The sequence below is a fragment of the Sphingomonas sp. BK481 genome, assembly GCF_014194875.1.
Classification (GTDB): domain Bacteria; phylum Pseudomonadota; class Alphaproteobacteria; order Sphingomonadales; family Sphingomonadaceae; genus Sphingomonas; species Sphingomonas aerolata.
On the sequence record NZ_JACIAP010000005.1, the window covers coordinates 168,641 to 180,575 of the forward strand.

An 11,935-nucleotide genomic window follows, 5' to 3' on the forward strand; every position below is an offset into this window, starting at 1 on the left:
CGCGTCAGCGGGGTGGGGTAGATCGCGGCTCGCCCGTCGAGGAGGTGCGGCAGTATCGCCGCCTTCCTTGGGGGGATGAACACCGTGACGACCAATCGCCGGCGCCTGCGCCGTTCGTTCGTGATGGGCGCAGCCTGCGCCGCGCTGTCGACCGCCTTTGCACCCGCCGCGGCGATCGCGCAGGCCAAAATGGTACGCGTGCATCTGGGTGCCCAGTCGCTCGGCCGATCGCTCGAAGCGCTCGCCCGCCAGAGCGGCATCGACATCCTGTTCACGCCCGCTGCGGTTGCCGGTCGGACCGCACCCGCGATCGACGGCACGATGGCACCGCACGCCGCGGTCGAGCGGCTGATCGCCGGCACCGGGCTGATGGTCCACCAGCAGCCCAATGGCGCGCTGATCGTTGCCGCGACGGTCGAGACCGCAGCGCCGCAGACCGCCGCGACCGCGCCGTCCGACGAGACCCGCGAGATCGTCGTGACGGGCTATGCGAGCAGTTTGACCGGTGCGCTGGCGCAGAAGCGCAAGGCGACCAACGTCATCGACGTCGTCAAGGCCGAGGATATCGGCAAGTTTCCCGCGCAGAACATCGCCGAAGCGCTCCAGCGCGTGCCCGGCGTCTCGATCGTCCGCGATCGCGGCGAGGGCGTGTTCGTCCGCATCCGCGGGCTCGGCGCCAATTTCCAGGTGGTGACGCTCAACGATCGCTCGGTCGCGGTGAACGAGAATGTTCGCGACAGCGGCCAGAGCGGGCGCCAGTTCCGGTTCGACACGCTCCCCTCCGAACTCATGTCCGCGGTCGAGGTGATCAAGAGCCCGCGCGCGAGCCTCGACGAAGGCGGCATCGGCGGCACGATCAACCTGCGCACCTTCCGCCCGCTCGACCTGAAGAAGCCGGTGCTGTCGCTATCCGCCACGGCCAGTTCGCCGCGCCTCGCCGACGCGGTCGATCCGCGACTGTCGGGCATGGCGAGCTGGGCGAGCCCGGACGGTAAGTTCGGCGCGCTGATCGCGGGCGTCTATGACGAGCGCACCACGCGGCAGGACCGGATCACCGGCGTCGGCTGGGCGGACGGCAAGATCGACACCGACGGCAACGGCTCGCTCGACAGCGCCACGATCCTGATCCCGACCGCGATCCGCCCGACGCTGGAGCGCGAGAACCGCGACCGGATCGGCATCAACGGCGCGGTGCAGTGGAAGCCCGACGACCGGTTCGAGCTGAACGTCGACGGCCTCTGGAGCCGGCTGAACGTCGCCTATGACGAGCTGACCTATTCGGCGGCGGATGGCGCCAACCTGCCGCGCGGGATCGTGCCCGGCAGCGCGGTAATCGAGAACGGCGTGCTGACCGGTGCGACGACGACCGCCTCGACCACGCAGATCGGTCGCGAGACGTCGGTGCTCCAGTACAAGAATTGGCTGGTCGGCACCAACGCGCGCTGGCAGGCGGGCGGCTGGACGATTGCCGCGGACGGCAGCATTGGCCAGGCCTATTCGAACACGCCCGAGCCGATCTACCGCACGCGCCTGCTCGGCACGGTCGGCGCGACGACGTTCGATTTCGGCAAGGCGGGCGATCGGCTGCCCAACGTGACGCTGTTAAACGCCGACCTGTCGAACCCGGCGCTGCTGCCCGGACGGCGGATCGAATACCGCGTCAACGATTCGAAGGACCGCGAACGCGCCGCAAAGCTCGACGTGACGCGCGACCTGACCGGCGTGGTCAGCGCACTGCGCGCGGGGGTGAAATATCAGAAAAGAACGCGCGCCTATGATCGCCGCGACATCAATTTCACCAGCGGCATCGCCGGCAAATATTTCGACGCGAGCTATTTCGTCCCGTTCCCGGTCGATGATTTCCTGAAGGGCGCGAACGGCACCCTGCCGACCAGCTGGGCAATGCCCGATCCGGCCAAGTTCCTCGCCGCCGCCACCGGCAAGGAGGCGCTGCTCGCCGCACCGCTTGCGCGCGGCGATCTGCGAAACAGCTATGCGATCGGCGAGGAGATCGTCGCGGGCTATGGCATGGCCGACTTCGCCTTCCCCATAGCCGGCATCGCAGTGCGCGGCGATATCGGCGTGCGCTATGCCCGGACGCGCCAGACCTCGTCGGGCTATGCCGATGACGGCAAGGTCGCGCTGCCCGTCAGCTACGACAAGACCTATGACAACATCCTCCCCTCGCTCAATCTGGTCGCGGAGGTCTCGCCCGATCTGCAGATGCGCTTTGCTGCGTCGAAGGTTATCACCCGGCCGTCGCTCGCCGATCTGGCGCCGCGGCTGACGATCAACTCGAGCCCGACCGTCCTCACCGCGGTCGGCGGGAATCCCGAACTGAAACCGTTCGAGGCATGGCAATATGACGGCACGGTCGAATGGTATTTCGCGCCGGGCAGCGCGCTGGTCGGCGGCGTGTTCTACAAGGACATCACGACCTTCGTCTTCCAGCAGACGCGCGACTTCGTCCTCGACGGCCAGACCTATCGCCTGACCGCGCCCAAGAACGGCGGCGACGCCTATGTCGCCGGCGTCGAGATCGCGTATCAGCAGCTGTTCAAGATGCTGCCAGCGCCGTTCGACGGGCTTGGCGCGCAGGCCAACTATACGCACACCAAGACCGGCGGCACCTATGCGCTGGCGACCGGCGGCATTTTCCGCGATGCGCTGGTCGACGTCGCCAAAGACAGCTTCAACCTGACCGCGTTCTACGAAAAGGAGCGCGTCGGTGCGCGGGTGAGCTACAGTTGGCGCGGCAGCGTGCTGCGCGACGTCGGCGGCGCGGGGCTCGCCGCCAACAACGACAGCGCGTTCGGCAGCCTCGATTTCGATATGTCGTACAAGGTGACGCCGAACGTGACCTTCGTCGTGCAGGGGATCAACATGGCCGGCGGCGTCCAGTGGCAATATGTCCGCGACAATCAGTTTGCGGGCTATACCGATTACGGGCGGACGTTCATGGCCGGCGTCAGGGCGAAGTTCTGATGCGGATCGCTTCGCTCGCGGCCGGCGTTGCGCTGGTCGCCTCGTCCCTCGCGCCGGCTCAAACGCCGCCGACGCGAGAGGACAAACTCGAACGCGTCGTCATCGTCATGCGCCACGGCGTCCGCAGCGCGATGTCGAGCCCGGAGGAGCTCGGGCGCTACAGCCGCCGCGCCTGGCCGCGCTTCGCGGTGCCGGCGGGGCATCTGACCGCCAACGGTGCCACCCTCGTGACGATGCTCGGCGGCTGGTACGCGGCGCACTACCGGCAGCTGGGCCTCCTCGGCGCGAGCGACTGCGCGGTCTATTACTGGGCGAACCACACGCAGCGCACCGAGGCGACCGCAACCGCACTCGCCGCCGGCCTGACACCGGGGTGCGCTGCGCCGATCCACCAGTCGGCGGCGGCCCCCGATCCGCTGTTCGAGGCGCCGCAGACCCCGCTCGCGCCGCTCGACACCCCGCGGATGCTCGCGGCAATCTCCGCACGCGTCGACGGCGATCTAGCGGCGTGGGACGCGCGTCAGACCCCCGGCCGCGATCGGTTCGAGGCGCTGATGCTGCAATGCCGCCGTATCCCGTGCTCGACGACCGAGCGCACCCGGGTCCAGCGCCGGCTGGGCGATACCCCGATCGCGATGCGGATCGACGTGACGGGCAAGCCTGACCTCACCTCGCCGAGCCTGCAGGTTGCCGGGATCGCCGAGAGCCTCGTCATGGCCTATGCGGACGGGCTCGCCTTCCCCGGTTGGAGCGGGATCGACGCGGCGACGATCGGCAAGGCGCTCGCCGTCCACGGCGCCGGCATCGACCTGCGCACGCGCACCCCGGAAGTCGGCCGCCAGACCAGCAGCTATCTGGCGATGCGGCTGCTCGCGACGCTCCAGCGCGGCGCTGGCGCGACCGCGCTGGCCGACCCGATCGGCGACGCGGAGAAGATCGTCGTCGTCAGCGGCCATGACGGCACGGTGACGATGCTCGCCGGGCTGCTCGGTCTCGACTGGAAACTTCGCGATTATGCTGCAGGCGAAGCGGCCCCCGGTGGCGGGCTCGTGTTCGAACTGTGGCGTCGTGCCGCGACCGGAGAGCGCGTCGTGCGGGTCCGCTATATCGCGCAGGGGCTAGACCAGATGCGCTACCGCATCCCGCTGTCGGCGCTGAATCCGCCAGAGACGGTCGCGATCCCGGTCCCCGGCTGCGGCGACCCCTGCCCGCTCCCCCGCTTCACGCGCTACGTCCTCGATCAGGTGTCGCCCCCACCGAAGGAGTAGCGCGGGGGCGCGCTTAATTGCCCTCGGCGTCGACGACGAACACCACGGGCTTGCCGCGCGACATCGGCTCCCAGCCTGCGCCCAACGCCGCCCGGATACCGCGCGAAATGGTCGGATCGTCGATCTGGAGCCGCCCGCGCGGCAACCCCTTCAGCAGGCGCTTGGGGGCGGGAAATTCGAGCATCGCCTCACGCTGGCAGTCCTTTTCGAGCAGCGAAAGGACCATCCCCTTCCACCCATCGTCGTCCGACCATTGCGGCTCGCTCTCGAGGCGCCAGTCATAGGTGGTGCCATCGACATCGATGGTACCGGAAGTGCTGAGATTTTTCGACATGCCGCCGCCTTAGCAGGTCTGTCACGGCATGCCATGCGTCCGATCGCACGCCATGGCCGGTCCTGAATTACCAGCCTGCGACGGAGCCGCTATGTTCTTGGCTTGGGTGATCGTAGAAGCCGCAAAAAGCGCACCGGGGGAGCCATGACGACGAAATCGCGCTATCAGGCGCCCGCGCTCAAAAAGGGGCTTGAGATCCTCGAGCTGCTGGCCGCCGCCACCGCGCCGCTCAACATGTCGGATATCTCGACCGCGCTCGGCCGGTCGGTCAGCGAGATCTTCCGCATGCTGCAGGTGCTCGAGGAACACCGCTATATCGCGCGGGGCGATGACGGCTATCGGCTGACCAACCGGCTGTTCGCGCTCGGCATGAGCCAGCCGCCGGTCCGCAACCTTGTCGGCATCGCGCTCCCGGTGATGAGCGAGGTCGCGCGGCGGACCGGGCAGAGCTGTCACATGGCGGTGGCGTCGGGTGCCGAGATGGTCGTGATCGTCGGCGTCGAGGCCCCCAGCCTGTCGGGCTTTGCCATCCGGGTTGGCTATCGCCGGCCGCTGCATCGCTCGGCGTCGGGACGCGTCCTGCTGGCGTTCCAGTCAGCGGATGTGCGCCAGGCCATGCTCGACGACGTGCGTCTGGCCGGTGCGGATTTCGACAGGGCCGCGCTGGCGGCGGAGCTGGACGCGATCGCGGCGAAGGGTCTGCACACCACCCCAAGTCCGGTCCTGAATGCGATCACCGACATGTCGGTGCCGATTCTGGTGATGGGGTCCGCGCGGGCGGCGTTGACCGTGCCGTTCGTCGATGGCCCGGGCGCGCGCGTGACGCTGGACGCATCGCAGGCGGTGCTGCGCCACGCCGCCGCGACGATCGCCGAGCAGCTGTCCCCCGAAGTGCGTGACGGGCTGTATCAGCGGGTCGTCGACCATGGCGCGCCGGACGCGGAATCCGACGGCTGATCGCTGCAAGCGCGCCGCCTACCCCTTTCGAACTGGAACACGATATCATGTGGCATTGCCTTCTGCTCGACCTTCACGACGATGCCGCGCTGATCGCGGCGTATCGCGATCGCCATCGTGCGGTACCGCCGGCCGTGCTCGCCTCGATCCGGGCGGCGGGGATCGAGGCGATGGACATCTATCAGCGCGATGACCGGCTGGTGATGATGATGCGGACCGGTCCCGACTTCGACCCCGAGGCAAAGGCCGCGGCCGACGCGTCCGATCCCGCCGTGGTCGCGTGGGAAGCCGCGATGTCGCGCCTCCAGCGTCCGTTGCCGAGCGCGCAGCCGGGCGAGAAATGGCTGCCCGCCGAACGCATCTTCGCGCTCGACGAGCAGGGCTGACCGGTCAGGTCAGCGTACGGTCGAGATGCGTGTAGCCGCCATCGGGGATGATCCACTGCCCGGTCGTGTGCGACGACCGCGCCGACAGCAGGAACACCACGGTATCGGCAATCTCGCGATCGGTCGTCAGCCGCCGGCCAAGCGGGATGTTGCCCGCGATCTCGTCGAGCTTGGCCTGCGGATCGTCGAACGTGTCGATCCACGCGCGATAGAGCGGCGTCATCACCTCGGCGGGAAGCACCGCGTTGACGCGGACGCCGTCGCCGACCAGCGCCGCCGCCCATTCGCGCGTCAGGCCGAGCTGGGCGGCCTTGGCGGCGACATAGCCGCTGGTCTGGCCCTGCCCGGTCAGCGCGGTCTTCGACGAGATGTTGACGATCGCGCCGCGGCTGGCCTTTAGGTGCGGCAGGCAATGATGCGCCATGCCGTAATAATGGCCGACATTGGCGACCAGCGAGGCGAGGAAGGCCGCTGTTCCCGCCTCAAGCCCGATCCCGTCATTGGCGCCCGCATTGTTGACCAGGCCGTGGATGCCGTGCCCCGCCGCGACGATCTGCGCGACTGCCGAGGCGCAGGCGGCGTCGTCGGTCATCTCGGTACGCATGAATATCGTTGCGGGCTGAAGCGCACGGATATTCGCCTCGAACGCAGGGTCGAGCGCGCTACGCCCGAGGATCGCGGGGATCGCGCCCTCCTCCGCGAGCAGCGTCGAGATCGCGCCGCCGATCCCGGCGCCACCGCCGGTGACGATCACCAGTTTACCGTCGAGCCCGAGCTTCATGATAGTCCATCCTCGATAGGTGATAAGCGGTAGACGCGCGTCGCCGTGCCGCCAAAGATCGCATCGCGATACCCAGGGCAGGCGCGCGCGACGAAGGTTTCAATCAGGTCGACCACAGCCGCATGCTCAGCGGCAAGCAGGCACACCGGCCAGTCGGATCCGAAGATCAGCCGGTCCGGTCCGAAGCAGGCGAGCAGATGGTCGAGATACCGCGCGATGTCGGTCTGCGACCAGGCGGCGTGATCGGCCTCGGTCACCAGCCCCGACAGCTTGCAGGTGACGCCTGGAAAGGCGGCGATGGCTGCGATCGTCCGGGCCCATGCGCCCCATTCGCCACCCGCGATGTCTGGCTTGCCGCCATGATCGAGCACCAGCGCCCCCGCCCCGGTCGCTGCGAGCAGGTCGGGAACGCAGGCGAGCTGTGCCGGCCCGCGAACGAGTATGTCATAGGCGAGATCGCGCGCCAGGATCGTCCGCACACCATGCAGGACATCCTCGCGCAGCAGATAGCGCGGATCGAGTTCGTCCTGCGCGATATGCCGTATACCCACAAGCGACCGCGATGCGTGACGGTCGAGCTGGGCCGCGACGTCGGGCGCGGTCAGGTCGACCCATCCGACGACACCCATGATCCACGAGTTTGCCTCGGCAAGCGCGAGCAGCCAGTCGGTCTCCGCCGCGCTGTGGCAGGCCTGCACCGCGATGCAGCCGTCGAACGCGGCGGCCTCCAGCGCGGGCCGGACGTCGACCGGGAGCCGGTCACGCGCGAGCGGACTGCCGGGCTGGATCCAGTCATACTCTGCCGCGCGATAACGCCAGAAATGCTGGTGCGCATCGATCCTCTTCACCATCGGGCTTTTGCATCCCTTCGCTTGTTGCTCACCTGTGACATGATTTTTTATATATGCAAACCTCTCTTAAGGCCTATCATGGCGGCAATCGCACCAGAGGCGACGAAGAGAGGATGTCATGGCACACGCTGCGAAGGGCTCGAGCCAGATGGCCGACATAGCTGACACCGCGACGAGCACCGGGCGTTTCATCCGGCCGGGATTTCGGACGGGCTTCATCCTCGTCACCAGCCTGTTCTTCCTTTGGGCGCTTGCCAACAACTTCAACGACATCCTGATTCGCCAGTTCCAGAAGGCGCTCGACCTCAATCGCGCGCAGGCCGGCCTGATCCAGTTCGTCTTCTATGTCGGCTATTTCGTGATGGCGCTGCCTGCAGGTCTGGTCATGCGCCGCTTCGGGTATCGCGCAGGCATATTGACCGGGCTGGCGCTCTACGCGATCGGCGCGCTGCTGTTCTGGCCCGCTGCCGAAGTCCGCGAATATGCGGCCTTTCTCGGCGCGCTGTTCGTGCTGGCTTCGGGTGCTGCCTTCCTGGAAACTGCCGCCAACCCCTATATCGTCGCGTTCGGCGACCCGGCGCGCGCCTCGCAGCGTCTGAACCTCGCCCAGGCGTTCAACGGCTTCGGCGCAGTGCTCGCCCCGACGATCGGCGGTCTGTTCATCTTCTCAGGCGTCGAGCATGACGCGGCGACGCTGACGACGATGCCGCAGGCACAGCTGGTCGCGTATCGCGTTGCCGAGGCGCGCATGGTGCAGGTGCCCTATCTGCTGCTGGCGATCATCGTCGTGCTGGTCGGCGTCGCCATCGCGCTGGTCCGCCTTCCCGCCCTCGACACGAAGACCGACGACACCGCGCATGACGGGCTGTTCACGGTCCTGCGCGCGCCGGGGCTGTGGCGCGCGGTGGTCGCACAGTTCTTCTATGTCGGCGCACAGGTTGGCATCTGGAGCTTCTTCGTCGATTTCGTGAAGGACAGTCTGCCCGCCACGCCCGAGCGGTCGGCCGCCTATCTCCTGTCGCTCAGCCTCGTGCTGTTCATGGCGGGGCGGTTCATCGGCGCCGCGCTGATGCACAGGCTGCCGGCGACCCGGTTGCTGTTCGCGTGCGCGGTCGCCAACATCGCGCTCTGCGCGGTCGCGATGCTGTCGGGCGGCTGGATCGCGGTCGGTGCGCTCGGGCTGACCAGCTTCTTCATGTCGATCATGTTCCCGACGATCTTCGCGCTCGGCGTCCGCGATCTCGGACCGCGCGCGACGATCGGCTCCTCGCTGATCATCATGGCGATCATCGGTGGCGCGCTGGTGCCGCCGGTGATGGGCCTGATCGCGGGCGCAGCGGGTGGCCTGCACGTCGCGATGGCGTTGCCGCTGGTCTGTTTCGCGGTCGTCGCACTGTTCGCGCGCGGCGCAACCGACGCCCCCCTTTCCCCTACCATGAGGACGATCCATTGAGACTGAACGGTAAACGCGCGCTGGTGACCGCTGCGGCGCAGGGCATCGGCCGATCGATCGCGGAGGCGTTCGTCGCACAGGGTGCGACGGTCTACGCCGCCGACGTGAACGGCGAGCTGCTCGCGACCGTCCCGGGCGTCACGCCCATCATGCTCGACGTCACCGATGCAGCGGCGGTCGCGGCGCTGCCGGCGCAGATCGGCGACATCGACATCCTCGTCAACGGCGCAGGCTATGTCCATGCGGGCGATATCCTGGCCTGCGACGAGGACGCCTTCGCCTTTTCGATGACCTTGAACGTCACGTCGATGTACCGGCTGTGCCGCACCTTCCTGCCGGGCATGCTCGCACAGGGCAGCGGATCGATCGTCAATCTCGCCTCGATCGCATCGAGCGTGAAGGGCATTCCCAATCGCTTCGCCTATGGCACGACCAAGGCCGCGGTGATCGGCCTGACCAAGGCGATCGCGGCGGATTATGTCCTGCGCGGCGTCCGCTGCAACGCGATCTGCCCGGGCACGATCGACTCCCCGTCGCTGCGCCAGCGCGTCGCCGAGCAGGCGACCGCGGCCGGTATTCCGCTCGAAGAGGCGACCGCTGCGTTCGTCGCGCGCCAGCCCGTCGGCCGCCTCGGCCGCCCCGAGGAGATCGCAGCCCTCGCGCTGTACCTTGCGTCCGACGAGAGTGCATTCACCACCGGCACGACCCATGTCATCGACGGCGGCTGGGTCAACTAACCACCCCCTTCCCCACGACCTAGAACCAGAGGACGTTCGCTCCATGAAACTGTTACGCTACGGCCCGATCGGCCATGAAAAGCCCGGCATGCTCGATGCCGATGGTGCGATCCGCGATCTGTCGGGGGTCGTGAGCGACATTGCCGGCGATGCGCTGACGCCCGAGGGGATCGCGACGCTGGCCGCGATCGACCCGGCGACGCTGCCGCTGGTCGACGGCACGCCGCGCTACGGCGCCTGCGTCGGCGCGGTCGGCAAGTTCATCTGCATCGGCCTCAATTACAGCGATCACGCCGCCGAAAGCGGGATGGACGTGCCCAAGGAGCCGGTCATCTTCAACAAATGGACGAGCGCGATCTGCGGCCCCGACGATGCGGTCGAAATGCCCCGCGGCTCGACCAAGCTCGACTGGGAAGTCGAACTCGGCGTCGTAATCGGCAAGCCCGGGCGCTATATCGACGAAGCCGATGCGATGGCGCATGTCGCCGGCTATTGCGTCATCAACGACGTCAGCGAGCGCGAATACCAGCTCGAGCGCGGCGGCACCTGGGACAAGGGCAAGGGCTGCGACACGTTCGGGCCGATCGGCCCGTGGCTGGTCACGGCCGACGAGGTGCCCGATCCGCAGGCGCTGCGGCTGTGGCTCGAGGTCGATGGTCACAAGTATCAGGACGGCACGACCACGACGATGGTGTTCGGCGTGGCCGAGATCGTGTCCTATCTCAGCCGTTTCATGAGCCTCCAGTCGGGCGACGTGATCTCGACCGGCACGCCCCCCGGCGTCGGCCTCGGCCAGAAGCCGCCCAAATATCTGGCGGTGGGCAATGTCATGCGCCTCGGCATCGAAGGCCTTGGCGAGCAGACCCAGCGCGTCGTGGAATCGCGCGCATGACGACGATCACCGGGCTGCGCATTCGCGACGTCCGCTTCCCGACCAGCCTTTCGCTCGACGGCTCGGACGCGATGAATCCCGACCCCGATTACTCCGCCGCCTATGTCGTGCTGGAAACGGACACGGCCGGGCTCGAAGGGCACGGCCTCACCTTCACGATCGGGCGCGGCAACGAGATCTGCGTCGCCGCGATCGGCGCACTGCGCGAGCGAGTGATCGGGCTCGACCTCGACTGGATCGCGGCGGATGCCGGGCGGTTCTGGCGCCACGTCACCAGCGACAGCCAGCTGCGCTGGATCGGCCCCGACAAGGGCGCGATCCACCTGGCGACCGGTGCCGTCGTCAACGCGGTGTGGGATCTGTGGGCGAAGAGCGTCGGCAAGCCGGTCTGGCAGCTGGTCGCGGACATGACGCCCGAGGAACTCGTCCGCACGATCGACTTCCGCTACATCACCGACTGCATCACGCCCGACGAGGCGCTCGCACTGCTGACCAAGCGCGCCGAGGGCAAGGCGGAGCGCGTCGCGACGCTCAAGGCCGAGGGCTTTCCCTGCTACACGACGTCCGCGGGCTGGCTCGGCTATTCGGACGAGAAGCTCTACCGGCTGGCACGCGAGGCGGTCGATGCCGGGTTCGATCATATCAAGCTGAAGGTCGGGCGCGATCTCGACGACGATATCCGCCGGCTGCGGATCGCGCGCGAGGCGATCGGTCCCGATGCCAAGCTGATGATCGACGCCAACCAGATCTGGGAGGTCGATCAGGCGATCGAATGGGTCAACGCGCTCGCCTTCGCAAATCCGTGGTTCATCGAGGAGCCGACCAGCCCCGACGACGTGCTGGGCCATGCCAAGATCCGCCGCGGGATCGGTTCGGTCAAGGTCGCGACCGGTGAGATGTGCCAGAACCGCGTACTGTTCAAACAGTTCATGGACGCGGGCGCGATCGACGTCGTTCAGATCGACGCATGCCGTCTCGGCGGCGTCAACGAGGTGCTCGCGGTCCTGCTGATGGCGGCCAAGCACGATCTGCCGGTCTGTCCGCATGCCGGCGGCGTGGGACTGTGCGAATATGTCCAGCACCTGTCGATGATCGACTATCTTTGCTTTTCGGGGACGCGCGAGGGTCGCGTGATCGAATATGTCGATCATCTCCATGAACATTTCGTCGATCCCTGCGTCATCCGCGATGCCGCCTATATGCCGCCGACGCGGCCGGGCTATTCGATCGAGATGAAGCCCGCATCGCTCGAACGTTATGCTGTGTCGGCGGAAGTGCGATACTGATCGCG

Annotated in this window: 11 protein-coding genes; 8 read left to right on the forward strand and 3 right to left on the reverse strand. The window is 67.4% G+C overall.

Going from position 1 to position 11,935, the window contains the following annotated elements; all coding sequences use genetic code 11:
- Window positions 1-84: 84 nt before the first annotated feature.
- Both FHY04_RS11885 and FHY04_RS11890 read left to right on the forward strand, forming a co-directional pair.
- On the forward strand, window positions 85-2,985 hold the full coding sequence (locus FHY04_RS11885; protein ID WP_311724648.1) for a TonB-dependent receptor: 2,901 nt from the start codon (window positions 85-87) through the stop codon (window positions 2,983-2,985).
- Window positions 2,985-4,253 (forward strand): histidine-type phosphatase, encoded by a 1,269-nt coding sequence (locus tag FHY04_RS11890; protein WP_183936551.1) that lies wholly within the window; start codon window positions 2,985-2,987, stop codon window positions 4,251-4,253. The genes FHY04_RS11885 and FHY04_RS11890 overlap by 1 nt, the downstream gene beginning before the upstream one ends.
- A 13-nt stretch (window positions 4,254-4,266) precedes the next feature.
- Here FHY04_RS11890 and FHY04_RS11895 read toward each other — a convergent pair whose 3' ends face one another.
- Entirely contained in the window at window positions 4,267-4,587 is a 321-nt protein-coding gene (locus FHY04_RS11895) for a hypothetical protein (RefSeq protein WP_031441677.1), read from the reverse strand.
- 144 nt (window positions 4,588-4,731) lie between these two features.
- Between FHY04_RS11895 and FHY04_RS11900 the strand changes: the two genes are divergently transcribed.
- Together FHY04_RS11900 and FHY04_RS11905 are read left to right on the forward strand one after the other, a co-directional pair.
- Window positions 4,732-5,544, forward strand: coding sequence for an IclR family transcriptional regulator (locus tag FHY04_RS11900; protein WP_183936552.1), 813 nt, complete (start codon window positions 4,732-4,734; stop codon window positions 5,542-5,544).
- A gap of 47 nt (window positions 5,545-5,591) precedes the next feature.
- Entirely contained in the window at window positions 5,592-5,930 is a 339-nt protein-coding gene (locus FHY04_RS11905) for an L-rhamnose mutarotase (protein ID WP_031396389.1), read from the forward strand.
- Between the two features lie 4 nt (window positions 5,931-5,934).
- Here the strand turns inward: FHY04_RS11905 and FHY04_RS11910 are convergent, their stop codons facing one another.
- Together FHY04_RS11910 and FHY04_RS11915 are read right to left on the reverse strand one after the other, a co-directional pair.
- On the reverse strand, window positions 5,935-6,711 hold the full coding sequence (locus FHY04_RS11910) for an SDR family oxidoreductase (RefSeq protein WP_183936553.1): 777 nt from the start codon (window positions 6,709-6,711) through the stop codon (window positions 5,935-5,937).
- On the reverse strand, window positions 6,708-7,562 hold the full coding sequence (locus FHY04_RS11915; RefSeq protein WP_183936554.1) for an amidohydrolase: 855 nt from the start codon (window positions 7,560-7,562) through the stop codon (window positions 6,708-6,710). Before FHY04_RS11915 ends, FHY04_RS11910 begins: the two co-directional genes overlap by 4 nt.
- A 118-nt stretch (window positions 7,563-7,680) precedes the next feature.
- Here FHY04_RS11915 and fucP point away from each other — a divergent pair, with 118 nt between their 5' ends.
- The 4 genes from fucP to FHY04_RS11935 are packed head-to-tail and all read left to right on the forward strand — an operon-like array spanning window position 7,681 to window position 11,930.
- Complete coding sequence (gene fucP, locus FHY04_RS11920; RefSeq protein WP_183936555.1) at window positions 7,681-9,015, forward strand: L-fucose:H+ symporter permease; 1,335 nt, start codon at window positions 7,681-7,683, stop codon at window positions 9,013-9,015.
- Complete coding sequence (locus tag FHY04_RS11925; RefSeq protein ID WP_183936556.1) at window positions 9,012-9,752, forward strand: SDR family oxidoreductase; 741 nt, start codon at window positions 9,012-9,014, stop codon at window positions 9,750-9,752. The genes fucP and FHY04_RS11925 overlap by 4 nt, the downstream gene beginning before the upstream one ends.
- 43 nt (window positions 9,753-9,795) lie before the next feature.
- On the forward strand, window positions 9,796-10,644 hold the full coding sequence (locus tag FHY04_RS11930) for a fumarylacetoacetate hydrolase family protein (RefSeq protein WP_183936557.1): 849 nt from the start codon (window positions 9,796-9,798) through the stop codon (window positions 10,642-10,644).
- Window positions 10,641-11,930: an L-fuconate dehydratase gene (locus FHY04_RS11935; protein ID WP_183936558.1), complete on the forward strand. Its 1,290-nt coding sequence runs from the start codon at window positions 10,641-10,643 to the stop codon at window positions 11,928-11,930. Before FHY04_RS11930 ends, FHY04_RS11935 begins: the two co-directional genes overlap by 4 nt.
- Window positions 11,931-11,935 lie beyond the last annotated feature (5 nt).

Excerpts from the sequence above, each read along its gene's own strand:
- FHY04_RS11890 (WP_183936551.1), top strand. The coding sequence starts at position 2,985 with ATGCGGATCGCTTCGCTCGCGGCCGGCGTTGCGCTGGTCGCCTCGTCC.
- FHY04_RS11895 (WP_031441677.1), bottom strand. The coding sequence starts at position 4,587 with ATGTCGAAAAATCTCAGCACTTCCGGTACCATCGATGTCGATGGCACC.
- FHY04_RS11900 (WP_183936552.1), top strand. The coding sequence starts at position 4,732 with ATGACGACGAAATCGCGCTATCAGGCGCCCGCGCTCAAAAAGGGGCTT.
- FHY04_RS11905 (WP_031396389.1), top strand. The coding sequence starts at position 5,592 with ATGTGGCATTGCCTTCTGCTCGACCTTCACGACGATGCCGCGCTGATC.
- FHY04_RS11910 (WP_183936553.1), bottom strand. The coding sequence starts at position 6,711 with ATGAAGCTCGGGCTCGACGGTAAACTGGTGATCGTCACCGGCGGTGGC.
- FHY04_RS11915 (WP_183936554.1), bottom strand. The coding sequence starts at position 7,562 with ATGGTGAAGAGGATCGATGCGCACCAGCATTTCTGGCGTTATCGCGCG.
- fucP (WP_183936555.1), top strand. The coding sequence starts at position 7,681 with ATGGCACACGCTGCGAAGGGCTCGAGCCAGATGGCCGACATAGCTGAC.
- FHY04_RS11930 (WP_183936557.1), top strand. The coding sequence starts at position 9,796 with ATGAAACTGTTACGCTACGGCCCGATCGGCCATGAAAAGCCCGGCATG.
- FHY04_RS11935 (WP_183936558.1), top strand. The coding sequence starts at position 10,641 with ATGACGACGATCACCGGGCTGCGCATTCGCGACGTCCGCTTCCCGACC.